Origin of the sequence: Microbacterium sp. CFBP9034 (assembly GCF_034045255.1) — a bacterium.
Classification (GTDB): Bacteria; Actinomycetota; Actinomycetes; order Actinomycetales; family Microbacteriaceae; genus Microbacterium.
This window is the reverse complement of the sequence record NZ_JAXCWC010000001.1, coordinates 2,078,638-2,093,463: the sequence shown is the minus strand read 5'-3', so window position 1 is coordinate 2,093,463 and position 14,826 is coordinate 2,078,638. Positions and strand designations below refer to the sequence as shown.

Sequence of the window (14,826 nt, the reverse complement as noted above, 5' to 3'; positions counted from 1 at the left end):
ACGATGGGCCATGTCAGTCTACCCGGGACATGCCGGAGGGGCCGGGCGTTGCCACCCGGCCCCTCCTGTGGCATAGCTCAGACGAGCGAGCGCAGCACGTACTGCAGGATGCCGCCGTTGCGGTAGTAGTCGGCTTCACCGGGCGTGTCGATGCGCACCACGGCGTCGAACTCGACGGTCTCCTTGCCTGCGGCCGAGAACTCGCTCGGGGCAGCGGTCACGCGCACCGTCTTGGGGGTGACGCCCTCGTTCAGCTGCTCGAGGCCCGCGATCGAGACGATCTCGGTGCCGTCGAGTCCGAGCGACTCCCAGCTCTGGCCCGCCGGGAACTGCAGCGGGACGACGCCCATTCCGATGAGATTGGAGCGGTGGATGCGCTCGAAGCTCTCGGTGATGACCGCCTTGACGCCCAGCAGGCTGGTGCCCTTTGCCGCCCAGTCGCGCGACGAGCCGGAGCCGTACTCTTTGCCGCCGAAGATCACGAGCGGCGTGCCGTCGGCCTGGTAGTTCTGGCTCGCGTCATAGATGTAGGACTGCGGGCCGCCCTCCTGGGTGAAGTCGCGGGTGTAGCCGCCCTCCACGACCGCGCCGCCGTTCACGGCGCCGACGAGCAGGTTCTTCAGACGGATGTTGGCGAACGTGCCCCGGATCATGATCTCGTGGTTGCCGCGGCGCGAGCCGTAGGAGTTGAAGTCCTTGCGGTCGACACCGTGAGCGGCGAGGTACTGACCGGCCGGGCTGTCGGCCTTGATGTTGCCGGCCGGGCTGATGTGGTCGGTCGTGACGGAGTCGCCGAGCGTCGCGAGCACGCGGGCGCCGGAGATGTCGGTCACCGGGGTGAGCTCCATCGTCATGCCGTCGAAGTACGGGGGGCGGCGCACATAGGTCGACGCCTCGTCCCACTCGAAGACGTCGCCGGTCGGCGTGGGCAGGTTGCGCCAGCGCTCGTCGCCCTCGAACACCGTGGCGTACTGCGTGTTGAACATGTCCTGGTCGATCGACGAGTCGATCGTCGCCTGGACCTCCGCGGCATCCGGCCAGATGTCCTTGAGGAAGACGTCGTTGCCGGCCTGGTCCTTGCCGAGCGGGTCGGTCTCGAAGTCGAAGTTCATCGACCCGGCGAGCGAGTAGGCGATCACGAGCGGAGGGCTCGCGAGGTAGTTCATCTTCACGTCGGGGTTGATGCGCCCCTCGAAGTTGCGGTTTCCTGAGAGCACGGCCGTCACGGCCAGGTCGTTCTCCTGGATGGCCGCCGAGACCTCCTCGATGAGGGGTCCGGAGTTTCCGATGCACGTGGTGCAGCCGTAGCCGACGGTGAAGAAGCCGAGGTCCTCGAGATCCTTGGTGAGGCCGGCCTTCTCGTAGTAGTCCGTGACCACCTTCGAGCCGGGCGCCAGGGTCGTCTTGACCCAGGGCTTGGCCTTCAGGCCCTTCCGCACCGCGTTGCGGGCGAGCAGGCCCGCGGCGAGCATGACCGACGGGTTCGACGTGTTCGTGCACGAGGTGATCGCGGCGATCGTCACCGCGCCGTGGTCGAGGATGAACTTCTCGCCGCCCTCGAGCGCGACCGGCGTCGGCTTGGAGACCGTGGCCGGCGCGTGCGAGTGGTGGTGGTGCTCGTGGTGGTTCGACTCGTCCTCGGGAGAGAATCCCGGCGGGTCGGAGGCGGGGAACGACTCCGAGATCGTCAGATCGACCAGGTCGTGGTCGACATCGGCGTAGTTGTTGAGGTCGATCTCGAACTGCTGCTTCGAGCGGGAGAGCTCGATGCGGTCCTGGGGACGCTTCGGACCGGCGATCGAGGGGACGACCGTGGCGAGGTCCAGCTCCATGTACTCGCTGAACACGGGCTCGCGGCTCGGGTCGTGCCAGAGGTGCTGCTCCTTGGCGTACGCCTCGACGAGGGCGAGCGCCTGCTCGCTGCGACCGGTGAGGCGCAGGTAGTCGATCGTGACGGAGTCGATGGGGAACATCGCCGCCGTCGAGCCGAACTCGGGGCTCATGTTGCCGATCGTCGCGCGGTTGGCCAGCGGCACGGAGGCCACTCCCTCGCCGTAGAACTCGACGAACTTGCCGACCACGCCGTGCTTGCGCAGCAGGTCTGTGATGGTGAGCACGACATCGGTGGCCGTGACGCCGGTGGGGATGGCGCCGGTGAGCTTGAAACCCACCACGCGAGGGATGAGCATCGACACGGGCTGGCCGAGCATGGCCGCCTCTGCCTCGATGCCCCCGACGCCCCAGCCGAGCACGCCCAGGCCATTGACCATCGTGGTGTGCGAGTCGGTGCCGACGCACGTGTCGGGGTAGGCACGGAGAACACCGTCGACCGAGCGGTCGTAGATGACCTTGGCGAGGTGCTCGATGTTCACCTGGTGGACGATGCCGGTGCCCGGGGGCACGACCTTGAAGTCGTCGAAGGCCGTCTGGCCCCAGCGGAGGAACTGGTACCGCTCGCCGTTGCGCTCGTACTCGATCTCGACGTTGCGCTCGAGCGCGTTCTCGGTGCCGAAGAGGTCGGCGATGACGGAGTGGTCGATCACCATCTCGGCCGGCGAGAGGGGGTTGATCTTGGTGGGGTCTCCCCCGAGGGCCTCCATCGCCTCGCGCATGGTGGCGAGGTCGACGATGCAGGGCACGCCGGTGAAGTCCTGCATGACCACGCGAGCCGGCGTGAACTGGATCTCGGTGTCGGGCTCGGCCGCGGCATCCCACGACCCGAGCGCCTGGATCTGCTGCTTCGTCACGTTCGCACCGTCCTCGGTGCGAAGCAGATTCTCGAGCAGCACCTTCAGGCTGAACGGGAGCTTCTCGTAGCCCTCGACGGTGTCGATGCGGAAGATCTCGTAGTCGGTGCTGCCGACCGTCAGGGTGCTCTTGGCACCGAAGCTGTCAACCGTGGACACGTCTGTCTCCTTCGTCGGCGGCGGGAGCGGGCCGGGGCCCTGCTTTTCCCATCTTCCCCCGCTAGAAGGCCCTCGGCTAGTGAGGGTGACCTAAGCGTCAGCGGGATGAATTTATCTTGATATCAAGATAAATGTATCACTTCGGCGCACGAGGATAGAGCGCGCGCACCGCCAGCCACGTGACGGCCACCATGGGGGCGAAGAGCGGGATGCCCATCACGAGCTTGAGCGTGCCCAGTGCGGTGACGTTGTCGGCGAAGTAGAGCGGGAGCTGCACCAGCAGCCGCGCGGCGAACAGCGACGCCCAGGCGATCGCCAGCCAGAAGAACGCGCGGCGCTTGCGCTTGTCGCGGCGCCAGGCGGTGCCCTCCCCCATGAGGAATCCGACAGCGAGTCCGATGAGCGACCATCCGATCAGGGCAGACACGAGGAACGCCGAGCCGTACAGCGCGTTCGTGATGAAGCCGGGGATGAAGTTGTTGCTGGCTTCGCCGGTGAACGCAGCGAAGGCCGCCGCGACGCCGGCGGCGACGAGGCCGCCGATCGCCGCCGTCACCGGCTGCCGGGCGATGAGGCGCGCCGCGGTGAAGATCGCCGCGATCCCGACGGACAGGCCCAGAGAGAGCCACAGGTCGCCGTCGCCGGTCGCGGGGTCGATCGTGAGCGTGTAGACGACGATGAAGACGAGGCCGGGGAGAACCGATTCCAGGATGCCGCGCCAGCCCCCCATGGCGGCCCACACGACATGCCCGGTGGACTTGCCCTCGGAGGGATCGAGCCCTGCGCGGCGCGCGGCGTCTCCGAGTGCGGCGCCGAGCATGTCGGATGCCTTCGGCTGGGAGCCGTCGCCTGTCACGGCGTCGGGTGCCGGGTCGGCCCCGGGCGTCGGGTCGGGGATGCGCCGCTCGTCGCTCACGCGGTGCCCGGCGTCGCCGGCATCTTGAGAGGGATCAGGTCGCGCGGGGGCATCGGCGATCCGCCGCGCACCACCACGATCGAGCGGAAGAGGTCTTCCACGGCCGCGGCCGCCTCGACATCGGATGTCGCCGCCCCGCCGATCACGCCGCGCAGGAACCAGCGGGGCCCGTCGACGCCCACGAAACGGGCGAGCCGCTTGCCGGCAGTGCTGTCGGGGCCGGCCACGACCGGCACCTCCGCGAGGAGCTCGGGGCCGAGCGGGCCCTCGCGCTCTTCGACGCGTCCGCCCTGCTGGCGGATCTGAGCGCGGATCTGATCGCGCGTCTCGGCCCACAGCCCGTTGGAGCGGGGCGCGGCGAACGGCTGCACCTGCAGGGTCGATCCGGCGTAGTCGAGGCCGACGGCGACGATGCGCTTGGTCTGCTCCTCGACTTCGAGGCGGAGGTTGAGCCCTTCACGAGGCAGGATCTTGATTCCGCCGAGGTCGATGTAGGGCCGCACGGGGTTGGCCTCGGACTCGTCGAACGGGCCGGAGCTGGCGCGGTCGTCGGGCGCATCCTTGCGCGCGGGGTCTGCGGGTGTGGGGTCTGTCATGCGAGGACTCCGTCCTTCTGGTAGCCGGTGGAGCCGAAGCCGCCCTCACCTCGGGCGCTGTCGGGGAGGGACTCCACCGGGATGAATCGGGCGCGGGGCACCGGCATGACGATCAGCTGGGCGATCCGGTCGCCCACCGCGATCTCGTGCGGGGTCTCCGCGTCGGTGTTGAGCAGGATGACCTTGATCTCACCCCGGTAGCCGGAGTCGACCGTACCGGGCGAGTTGACGACGGTGATGCCGTGCTTCGCGGCCAGGCCGCTGCGTGGCACGACGAAGGCGACATGCCCCTCCGGGAGGGCGATGCGCACACCCGTTCCCACGATCGCGCGCTGACCGGGCTCGAGGCGCACCGCCTCCGCGGACACGAGGTCGGCTCCGGCGTCGCCCGGGTGCGAGTACGCCGGCACCTCGCGGGCGATAATGGGGACATCCACCGTTTCAGTCACCCAATGAGGGTAATGCAGAAGACAGCGCGCAATGTCGGGGCCGGCGAGTATCGAGAGAGGCTCGGCCCGTCCCTGTGGACCCTGGTGAGTGCGGCGGTCGCCGCCCCCATGGCGGCCCTGGTCTTCACGCCGATCGACACGACCGTGGCGCTCGTGATCGGCGCCGCGGTGGGGGTCGGGATCATCGCCCTGCTGATCGCAGGATCGCCCGTCGTGGAACTCCGTGACGGCGTGCTTCGCGCCGGGCGTGCGCACATAGACGTGAGCCTTCTCGGCGAGCCGACGGTCCACACCGCCGACGATGCCCGGCACGCACGTGGCGCCGGCCTCGACCCGCGGTCGTGGCACCTCATCAGAGGCGGCATCGACGGCGTCGTCGTGGTGCCGGTGACGGATCTGGACGATCCGGCACCGACGTGGGTCATCTCGTCGCGGACGCCGGACAGGCTGGCGGCCGCGATGCGACGAGCCGGCGCTACGCGGCGCACTCCGAGCAGATAGGTCCGCTCTTCGCCTCGTGGTCCAGCTGTGAGCGGTGCTTCACGAGGAAGCAGTTCACGCACGTGAACTCATCCTCCTGAGGGGGAAGGACGACGACGTCGAGCTCGAGGTCGGACAGGTCCGCCCCGGGCAGCTCGAATCCTGACGGGTTGTCGGCATCCTCTACATCGACAGCGCCCGAGAGCTTGTCGGGCACGCGCTCCTTCAGAGCCTCGATCGACTCGCTGTCGTCCTCGGTCTTGCGGGGGGCGTCGTAATCGGTTGCCATTCGTGAACGTCTCAACTTCCGGAATATCGCGGGTGCGCTCGCCCTTTCAGGCGGCGATAGTTTGCATGAACGAATCCTTTTTCGCAAATGCTGAAATCCGGATGCCGTGCCATGCGCTCCCGTGAAACTCGCGCCACGCGCCGGATATTCCCGGGACTGGACAACTGCTGTGTCAGCATGGGCGGGACACGCAGGATCGGAGGGGCGTTCGCATGGAACAGCTGAAGGTCATCGGAACCGAGGACGACAAGCTCATCCTGGCGACCGAGTCCGGCGAGAGATTCTCGCTCGATGTCGACGACGTACTGCGGATCGAGCTGCGCAAGGCGCGGCAGGGCCGCGAGAGCGAGCCGCAGGCGGCCCGCCCCAGCCCCCGCGAGATCCAGTCCCACATCCGCGCCGGGCTCTCCGCCGATGAGGTGGCCAGCCTCCTCGGCGCGCGCGTCGAGGACGTGGCACGGTTCGAGGGCCCCGTTCTGGCCGAGCGCGAGCACATCGTCGGCCAGGCGCTGGCGGTGCCGGTGCTCCTCGGCGGCGACTTCGAGGCCGACGGCCACCCGACCTTCGGCTCGGCTGTGCGGATCAAGCTCGCCGAGGCCGGCGCCTCGGGTGAACGGTGGACGAGCTGGAAAGAGCCCACCGGCTGGGTGGTCAAGCTCGAGTTCACTGCGAACGAGGTGAACCACGACGCGCGGTGGGGCTTCGACCCGCGCCGCAGCACGCTCTCACCGCTGAATGCGGACGCCATCCAGCTGTCGCGTCAGGGCTCCCTTCCCGACGGGCTGATCCCGCGGCTGCGTGCACTCGAGACCGTGCAGCCCAAGGACGACACCCGATTCGACAGCGGCGCGTTCGGTCCGCGGAAGCTCCCCGACGCCGACCTCGAATCGCCCGACCTCCCTGCTCCGGCCGCGCCGGCCGTGCAGCAGGCGGCGATCAAGCGCGCCGATGAGCCCGCCGTGACGTCCGCCGAGACGGCCGATCTCCTTGAGGCCCTGCGTCGCCGTCGCGGTCAGCGCGAGCCCCTTCCCGGAGCCGACGAGGTCGCGGTGTCGCGCTCGCACGCGCCCGTCGCCCTGTTCGACGCGCTGGAGCCCGGGTACGACGAGGCGCCGATCGACGACGAACCCGGTGAGCCCGCGTACGAGGCGCCCTCCGCGGTGGCCGAGGCCGGTCGCCGCAAGGGCCGGACCTCGATGCCGTCGTGGGACGAGATCGTCTTCGGCGCACGCACCGACGACTGACCTCGCGGCTCAGGCGAAAGCGCCGAGCCGCAGCAGCGGCACCACGCGCTCTTCGTCCGTGAGCGAGCCGTGCTGCCCGATCATCTTCTGCGACTGCTTGTCGTCGAGGCGATCGTCGTAGTAGACGACACCCCCGCGCGCAGCGACCACGACATCGCCGATGCGCTCCCGCACCTCGGCCGACACCGTGCCGACGAGCCCCGACTCGATGAGCTCGTCGCGAGAGCACACCCAGGACCGCGACGACTCTGCGGCGCGCCACCTCGCGAGCACGCCATCGGCGCCTCCGGGCTCGGCGTAGAGATGCAGCATCCGCGGCTCGCCGCCGATGAGCCGCACGTCCTGCAGCAGCTCATCGTCCTCCCCCAGGAGGATCTGGCGGTGTCGAGGCACGTCGACCATTCCATGGTCGGCCGTCACCACCGCCCCGGTGCCGCGCGAGAGGGCCCCGGCGAACGAGCGGGCCGCGGCATCCATCTTCTCGAGGGCGACCAGCCACTCGTCGGACTCCCACCCGCGTCGATGGCCGATGCCGTCGAGTTCGGGGGCGTACAGATAGACGAGTGAACCGGGATTGTCGGCGGCGAGCCGTGCGGCCGTCACGACCCGCTCGGTGAGATCGTCGGACCCGTGGAACTCGGCGCCCTCGAGCGTGGCGGCCGTGAACCCGGTGCCGGCGTACTCGCGCTTCGACACGGCGAAGAACGGACGGTCGAGCGACGTCGCGAGCGGCGTGGAGCGCTGCCACTCCCGCGGCAGACCGTCGGTGTCCCAGCCCCGGAGCTGGTTGACGACGTCATCCGTCCCGGGGATCCGGGCACGGTAGCCGACGATGCCGTGCGCGCCCGGCAGGGTGCCGGTCAGGAGACTCGTGAGCGCCGATGCGGTCGTCGACGGGAACACCGTGCGGGCAGCATCCCGCTTGGTGCCGGACTGCGCGAGAAAGCGGGCATGCCCGGAGCGCGCGGCGAGATTGTGCGCGCCCAGACCGTCTATCACGAAGACGACGGCACTCGTCGCCGGTGCGAACCAGTCGGATCTGCCCTCGAGCGCCGCCGACATCTGCGGGACGACACCGGTGAGGCTCCGGGCGCGCGGCGGGTCCGCGGGTAGGCTGAGGGACATCGGGGCCAGTCTCGCACACCCGCGGATGGCCCCCGCCGTTCCGCCGTCACCCGAGGCCTCATCGTCATGCCTGCATCCCCCAAAGACTCATCCCCTGTAGACCACGGCCGCATCGAAGACGTCGATGTCTCGGTCGAGATGCAGGGATCCTTCCTGGAGTACGCCTACTCGGTCATCTACTCCCGCGCGCTTCCCGACGCCCGCGACGGGCTCAAGCCCGTGCAGCGGCGCATCCTGTACCAGATGGCGGACATGGGTCTTCGGCCCGACCGCGGGCACGTCAAGAGCGCCCGCGTGGTCGGCGAAGTGATGGGAAAGCTCCACCCGCACGGCGACGCGCCGATCTACGACGCGCTCGTGCGCCTCGCTCAGCCCTTCTCGCTGCGGGTGCCGCTCGTGGACGGGCACGGCAACTTCGGGTCGCTCGACGACGGCCCCGCGGCGCCGCGCTACACCGAGGCGCGGCTGGCCCCGCCTGCCCTGGCGCTCACCGAGAACCTCGACGAGGACGTCGTCGACTTCATCCCGAACTACGACGGGCAGTTCCAGCAGCCCGAGGTGCTCCCGGCGGCCTATCCGAACCTCCTCGTCAACGGCGCCACCGGCATCGCGGTCGGCATGGCGACGAACATGGCCCCGCACAATCTCATCGAGGTCATCGGCGCGGCGATCCACCTCCTGGACAACCCCGAGGCCACGGTGGAGGAGCTCATGGAGTTCGTCCCCGGGCCGGATCTGCCCTCGGGCGGGATCATCGTCGGCCTCGACGGCATCAAGGACGCGTACGCGAAGGGTCGCGGCAGCTTCCGGACGCGGGCCAAGGTCTCGATCGAGTCGCTCGGCCCCCGCCGCACCGGCATCGTCGTCACGGAGCTTCCGTATCTCGTCGGTCCCGAGCGGATCATCGAGAAGATCAAGGATGCGGTCACTGCCAAGAAGCTCCAGGGCATCTCCGACGTCACCGACCTGACCGACCGCCACCACGGTTTGCGCCTGGTCATCGGCATCAAGACGGGCTTCGACCCTCAGGCGGTGCTCGAGCACCTGTACCGGCTCACCCCGCTCGAGGACTCCTTCAGCATCAACAACGTCGCCCTGGTCGAAGGCCAGCCGCAGACGCTCGGGCTGAAGGAGCTGCTGAGCGTCTACCTCGGCCACCGGATCAGCGTCGTCACCCGCCGCAGCCGCTTCCGCCTGGCGCGCCGCAAGGAGCGCCTGCACCTGGTCGAGGGTCTGCTCATCGCGATCCTCGACATCGACGAGGTCATCCAGGTCATCCGCACGTCCGACGACGGCGAGCAGGCGCGCGCCCGGCTGATGGACGTCTTCGACCTGTCCGAGGCGCAGGCCGAGTACATCCTCGAGCTCCGGCTCCGCCGGCTCACTCGCTTCTCGCGCATCGAGCTCGAGGCCGAGCGCGACCGCCTGAAGGCGGAGATCGCCGAGCTCGAAGAGCTGCTGGCCAGCGAGGTGCTCCTTCGCGCGCAGGTGGCGAGGGAACTCGACGCCGCGGCTGAGACGTACGGCACACCCCGGCGCACGCTGCTCCTCAACGGCGGACCGGTCGCCCCGCGCTCGCGCGCGGCGGCGGCGGCCGTCGATCTTCAGATCGCCGATGTCCCCTGCCGCGTCTTCCTCTCCGCCACCGGGCGCATGGTGCGCGCCGAGGTGACCGCGGATGCGCCGAACGGGGGCATCGTGCCCCCTGCCCGCCGCTCCAAGCACGACGCGATCAGGTCGTGGGTGGATGCCACCGCACGTGGCGACGTCGGAGCCGTCACGAGCGCCGGTCGACTGGTGCGGTTCACCCCCGTCGACCTTCCGTCGGTGCCGGGCAACTCGGTGCAGCTCGCCGCGGGGACCCGGGCAGACCAGTACCTCGGCTTGGGCTCGGGCGAGCACGTGGTCGCGATCGTCCCGCTCGACGACGGCCCGCCGATCGCCGTCGGCACCGCTCAGGGCATCGTCAAGCGTGTGGCGGCCGCCGAACTCGGAACCAAGCACGACATCGAGATCATCGCGTTGCGCGACGGCGATCGGGTCGTCGGTGCCGCGCCGGCATCCGACGGGGCCGAGCTGGTGTTCGTCGCCTCGGATGCGCAGCTGCTGCGCTTCGACGCGTCGTCCGTGCGCCCGCAGGGCCGCGCGGCCGGCGGCATGGCCGGCATCCGCCTCAGCGAGGGTGCGCTGGCCATCACGTTCACCGTGGTCGGTGCCTCGGCCTTCGACGCCGTGGTCGTGACGATCGCGGGGTCGACGACCGCCCTCGCCGGGACGGATGCCGGAAGCGCCAAGGTCTCGGTCTTCAGCGAGTTCCCGGCCAAGGGTCGCGCGACGGGCGGCGTCCGCGCGCAGCGACTCCTGAAGGGCGAGGATGCCCTGACGCTCGCCTGGGTGGGCTCCGATCCACGAGCCGTCGGGCCGGACGGCGCCACGCGCACGCTGCCCGAGCCCGGTGCGAAGCGGGATGCCTCGGGCACGCCGCTCGACGGTGTCATCGGAGCCATCGGCACCGGCGTCCGCTGAGTCGGCCGCGATCGTCCAGCACCGGAGCGTCTTCGCCGATCAGGCGTCGATGCGCTCGCGGCCGAGTCGATCGCTCGAGTCGATGATGAACTCCTTGCGCGGTGCCACGTCGTTGCCCATGAGCAGTTCGAACACGGATGCCGCGGCCTCGGCATCCGCCATGCGCACGCGACGGAGGGTGCGGCCGGCGCGGTCCATCGTCGTCGTGGCGAGCTGATCGGCGTCCATCTCACCGAGACCCTTGTATCGCTGCACGGGCTCCTGCCAGCGCTTGCCGGCCTTCGTGAGCTTCGCGAGCAGGGTGTGCAGCTCCTGCTCGGAGTAGGTGTAGATCGTCTCGTTCGGCTTCGTGCCGGGGTTCATCACGACGACGCGATGCAGCGGCGGCACCGCCGCGTAGACCCTGCCGTCGTCGATGAGGGGACGCATGTAGCGGAAGAAGAGCGTCAGCAGCAGCGTGCGGATGTGCGCGCCGTCGACGTCGGCGTCGCTCATCAGGATCACCTTGCCGTAGCGGGCGGTATCGAGGTCGAACGAGCGGCCGGAGCCCGCGCCGATGACCTGGATGATCGCCGCGCACTCGGCGTTGGACAGCATGTCGCTGATCGACGCCTTCTGCACATTGAGGATCTTGCCGCGGATCGGGAGGAGCGCCTGGTACTCGCTGTTGCGCGCGAGCTTCGCCGTCCCGAGCGCGGAGTCGCCCTCGACGATGAACAGCTCGGACGCCTCGACCTCGTTTGTTCGGCAGTCGGCGAGCTTCGCCGGGAGCGAGGAGGACTCGAGCGCGTTCTTGCGTCGCTGGGTCTCCTTGTGCGCTCGTGCGGAGACGCGGGCCTTCATCTCGGCGACGACCTTCTCGAGGAGGAGGGACGTCTGCGCCTTGTCGTCCCGCTTGGGCGAGGTGAAGCGGGCGGTGAGCTCTTTCGTGATGACGTTCGCGACGATCTGGCGCACCGCGGGTGTGCCGAGGACCTCCTTCGTCTGACCCTCGAACTGGGGCTCGGGCAGTCGCACCGTCAGCACCGCGGTGAGCCCGGCCAGGATGTCGTCCTTCTCGAGCTTGTCGCCGCTGGAGAACTTCAGCTTGCGCCCGTTCTGCTCGACCTGCGTCCGGAGGACTTTCATGAGGGCGAGTTCGAAGCCCTGCTGATGCGTCCCGCCCTTGGGCGTGGAGATGATGTTGACGAACGAGCGGGACGTGGTCTCGTAGCCGGTGCCCCAGCGCACGGCGACGTCGACCTGGCACTCGCGCTCGACCTCGGTGGGGACCATCGCGCCGGTGGGCTGCAGCACGGGCACCGTCTCGGTGAACGTGCCGGTTCCGGTCAGCCGCCAGGTGTCGGTGATCGGCGAGTCGGGCGCGAGGAAATCGGCGAACTCCGAGATCCCGCCGTCGAAGCGGTAGCTCGTCTCGACCGCCGCGTCCTGGCGCTCGTCCCGGATCACGATCTCGAGTCCCGGCACGAGGAACGCGGTCTGGCGAACGCGCTGCTCGAGCTCGGTCAGGTTGAACGCGGCATCCTTCGTGAAGATCTGCGGGTCGGCCCAGTAGCGGATGCGGGTGCCCGTGATGCCCTTCGGGGCGCGGCCGGCCACTCGCAGCTCGGAGCTCTTCTCGAACGGCGTGAACGCCGACGACGGGGAGCCGTTCGCGAACACCCCGGGCTCGCCGCGGTGGAAGGACATCGCCCAGGTCTTGCCCCCGCGATCCACCTCCACGTCGAGGCGCTCGGACAGCGCGTTCACCACCGAGGCGCCGACGCCGTGGAGGCCACCCGAGGCCGCGTACGATCCTCCGCCGAACTTGCCGCCGGCGTGAAGCTTGGTGAAGACGACCTCCACGCCGGACAGGCCGGTGCGAGGTTCGATGTCGACGGGAATGCCGCGTGCCCGGTCGCGGACCTCGACGCTTCCGTCTGCGTGCAGCACGACGTCGATGCGTGAGCCGTGCCCGCCGAGGGCCTCGTCGACCGAGTTGTCGATGATCTCCCACAGGCAGTGCATGAGCCCGCGGGAGTCCGTCGAGCCGATGTACATGCCGGGTCGCTTGCGGACCGCTTCGAGCCCTTCGAGCACCTGAAGATGATGGGCGGAGTACTCGGCTGTCACAATCCTCAAGCGTATCCGGGGCCGACGACGCCGCGGCCTCGACACGCTCCGGGCCTTCCGCCGTACGCGCTCAGCGAAATGTAGCCCGTTCGCGGCATTCTCGAAACAAAGGCGTGGTTGTATTTCATGACCCGCAAGAGAGTTCTATGCATACGAGGAGGCACCGCGATGAACACGCTATCGACACCCACTGAGCCGGGCGCACTTCTCGAATACCGTCTCACCGCGACCGACAGGTGCGACTCCTGCGGCGCTCAGGCCTACATCGCCGCCGAGGTCAACGGCAGCGAACTTCTGTTCTGCGCCCACCACGGCCGCAAGTACGAAGAGAAGCTCCGCGCGATCGCGACCTCGTGGCACGACGAGACGGCACGCCTGGCCGAGTCCGTCTGACCGGCTCCGTTCACTCCCCCGCGTACACCCGCGGGACGAGCGGCGACACCCGCACGGCGATCTCTTCGCCGATCGTCTCGATGGCCTCCGCGAGATCGGTGGCCGACCCCTCGCCGTGCCGCCCCGGTCCGTACACCGTCACAGTGTCGCCGGGCGCGGCATCCGGCCAATCCTCCACGGTCGACACCGCGCCGACCGTCAGCAGCCGCCGTGAGCCGGCGGGTGTGCCGACCGACACGAGGCCGCCGAGCCTCGACGGCACTCCGTCCAATGCGCCGACGTCGATCGTGACCCGGCCGGCAGCCACCGAGATCACGCGGCCCTCGAGCGTCGCAGCCGGCTGGATGCCGAGCGCATCGGACGCCGGCCCGCCGGCGGGACGGATGCCGAAGCAGAAGGCCCCCACCCGCACCAGGTCGTAGCGGAACTCGGGCCGGGCGAACGAGGCCGCACTCGCCGACAGGTGGCGCAGCTCGGGCGCGAGGCCGGCACCTCGGGCCGCGTCGACGGCCGCGTCGAACAGCGCGCGCGCCTCGTCGTCATCCTCGTCCGACGCCTCGGAGATGTGGCTCCACACGCCGACGACATCGACCAGGCCCTCGGCCGCGAGCTCGGCGGCGCGCCGGACGAACGCCGGCCAGTCCTCGGGACGCACGCCGTTGCGATGCAGCCCTGTGTCGACCTTCAGATGCACGCGCACGCGGGCTCCCACCGCGCGCGCCTCGGACGCGACGTCCTCGAGGAGGTCGGCGTCGCCGACACCCAGGTCCAGATCGAACGCGATGGCCTCGGCGACCTCTGCGCGGGACGCCGCGATCCAGGAGAAGATCCGGACATCCTCGCCGAGCACCTCGCGCACCCTGCGCCCGGTGGCGACGTCGAAGGCGCCGATCCAGCAGACGCCCTCGCGCCAGGCGCGCCGCACGACGGCGTCCAGTCCGTGGCCGTAGGCGTCGTCCTTCACGACGAGCATCAGCTCTGCCGCACCGACGACCGTGCGCACGCGGGCGATGTTCGCCGCGATCGTGTCGAGATCCACGTGGAGGACGCCGGTCATGCCGTGTGCTCCCGCGTCGCCCGGAGTCCGACCGCGGTCACGAGCTCACCGGCACCGAGCCCGGACGCATCCATCCACTCGGATACAGAGGGCTCACCGTGCCGTGGGTCGCCGAAGAACACGGCCTCGGCGCCGCGCTGCACCTCGTGGGCGTCGATGTCGACGACGCAGACGTCCATCGCGACGCGCCCGACGATCGGATGCCTCCTCCCCGCGATCGTGACATCCACGCGATTGCCGAGGGCGCGCACGACGCCCTGGGCGTAGCCGCCGGTGACGAGCGCCACGCGGGTGTCCGACGTCGCCCGGAACGTATAGCCGTACGACACGCCTTCGCCCCGTCGCAGGCGCTTGACGCTCAGCACCGTGCCGCTCAGCCGCATGGCGGGCGTCGCGTCCAGCGCGCCGCCGGGAAGTCCGTAGAGCGTCAGGGAGTCGAGATCGGGCAGCTCCGTGGTCGTCGCGCCGCGCGCGCCGGCGCCCGTCAGCAGGCGCGCCGCCGGAACATCGTCGACGAGCAGGCGGTCCACCCCGGCAGCCAGGAGCTCTGCGGCCACCACCGGCGCACCGTGGCCCCAGGCGTCGGCACGGAGATCCGCGACCGCGCGTGTCCCGACCGGGAGCGAGGCGATCGCGATGTAGGCGTTGCGTGCGATGGCGGATGCCGAGATCCTCGCGACCGGAGCACTGGAGGGCTCGTGGGCCTCATGCCCAGGGTTCGCCGCGCTCACGC

The 14,826-nt window shown here is 69.6% G+C and carries 13 protein-coding genes; 4 read left to right on the top strand and 9 right to left on the bottom strand.

Annotation, left to right across the window (positions count from 1 at the left end):
- Nucleotides 1-77: 77 nt before the first annotated feature.
- The 4 genes from acnA to dut all read right to left on the bottom strand — a co-directional run bounded on the left by acnA (nt 78) and on the right by dut (nt 4,867).
- Nucleotides 78-2,906, bottom strand: a complete 2,829-nt coding sequence (acnA, locus tag SOM19_RS09585; RefSeq protein WP_320486290.1) for an aconitate hydratase AcnA — start codon at nt 2,904-2,906, stop codon at nt 78-80.
- 136 nt (nt 2,907-3,042) lie between these two features.
- Nucleotides 3,043-3,822, bottom strand: coding sequence for a DUF3159 domain-containing protein (locus SOM19_RS09580; RefSeq protein ID WP_414683638.1), 780 nt, complete (start codon nt 3,820-3,822; stop codon nt 3,043-3,045).
- Entirely contained in the window at nt 3,819-4,418 is a 600-nt protein-coding gene (locus SOM19_RS09575; RefSeq protein ID WP_320486289.1) for a DUF3710 domain-containing protein, read from the bottom strand. The genes SOM19_RS09580 and SOM19_RS09575 overlap by 4 nt, the downstream gene beginning before the upstream one ends.
- Complete coding sequence (gene dut / locus SOM19_RS09570) at nt 4,415-4,867, bottom strand: dUTP diphosphatase (RefSeq protein ID WP_320486288.1); 453 nt, start codon at nt 4,865-4,867, stop codon at nt 4,415-4,417. Before dut ends, SOM19_RS09575 begins: the two co-directional genes overlap by 4 nt.
- 12 nt (nt 4,868-4,879) lie before the next feature.
- Between dut and SOM19_RS09565 the strand changes: the two genes are divergently transcribed.
- Nucleotides 4,880-5,368, top strand: a complete 489-nt coding sequence (locus SOM19_RS09565) for a DUF3093 domain-containing protein (protein ID WP_320486287.1) — start codon at nt 4,880-4,882, stop codon at nt 5,366-5,368.
- Here SOM19_RS09565 and SOM19_RS09560 read toward each other — a convergent pair.
- Nucleotides 5,343-5,636 (bottom strand): DUF4193 domain-containing protein, encoded by a 294-nt coding sequence (locus SOM19_RS09560; protein WP_320486286.1) that lies wholly within the window; start codon nt 5,634-5,636, stop codon nt 5,343-5,345. The genes SOM19_RS09565 and SOM19_RS09560 overlap by 26 nt on opposite strands.
- A 212-nt stretch (nt 5,637-5,848) precedes the next feature.
- Here SOM19_RS09560 and sepH point away from each other — a divergent pair, with 212 nt between their 5' ends.
- Entirely contained in the window at nt 5,849-6,880 is a 1,032-nt protein-coding gene (sepH, locus tag SOM19_RS09555) for a septation protein SepH (protein ID WP_320486285.1), read from the top strand.
- 9 nt (nt 6,881-6,889) lie between these two features.
- On the opposite strand, the gene SOM19_RS09550 is transcribed toward sepH, so the two are convergent.
- Nucleotides 6,890-8,005: an alkaline phosphatase family protein gene (locus tag SOM19_RS09550; RefSeq protein ID WP_320486284.1), complete on the bottom strand. Its 1,116-nt coding sequence runs from the start codon at nt 8,003-8,005 to the stop codon at nt 6,890-6,892.
- A 66-nt stretch (nt 8,006-8,071) separates the two neighbouring features.
- Here SOM19_RS09550 and SOM19_RS09545 point away from each other — a divergent pair, with 66 nt between their 5' ends.
- Nucleotides 8,072-10,531: a DNA gyrase/topoisomerase IV subunit A gene (locus tag SOM19_RS09545; RefSeq protein WP_320486283.1), complete on the top strand. Its 2,460-nt coding sequence runs from the start codon at nt 8,072-8,074 to the stop codon at nt 10,529-10,531.
- 39 nt (nt 10,532-10,570) lie between these two features.
- On the opposite strand, the gene SOM19_RS09540 is transcribed toward SOM19_RS09545, so the two are convergent.
- Complete coding sequence (locus SOM19_RS09540) at nt 10,571-12,643, bottom strand: DNA gyrase/topoisomerase IV subunit B (RefSeq protein WP_414683637.1); 2,073 nt, start codon at nt 12,641-12,643, stop codon at nt 10,571-10,573.
- Between the two features lie 168 nt (nt 12,644-12,811).
- On the opposite strand from SOM19_RS09540, the gene SOM19_RS09535 reads away from it, so the two are divergent.
- Complete coding sequence (locus tag SOM19_RS09535; RefSeq protein ID WP_320486282.1) at nt 12,812-13,036, top strand: DUF7455 domain-containing protein; 225 nt, start codon at nt 12,812-12,814, stop codon at nt 13,034-13,036.
- 10 nt (nt 13,037-13,046) lie between these two features.
- Here the strand turns inward: SOM19_RS09535 and SOM19_RS09530 are convergent, their stop codons facing one another.
- Nucleotides 13,047-14,093: an alanine racemase gene (locus SOM19_RS09530; RefSeq protein ID WP_320486281.1), complete on the bottom strand. Its 1,047-nt coding sequence runs from the start codon at nt 14,091-14,093 to the stop codon at nt 13,047-13,049.
- Complete coding sequence (locus SOM19_RS09525) at nt 14,090-14,824, bottom strand: alanine racemase C-terminal domain-containing protein (protein WP_320486280.1); 735 nt, start codon at nt 14,822-14,824, stop codon at nt 14,090-14,092. The genes SOM19_RS09530 and SOM19_RS09525 overlap by 4 nt, the downstream gene beginning before the upstream one ends.
- Nucleotides 14,825-14,826: the final 2 nt, after the last annotated feature.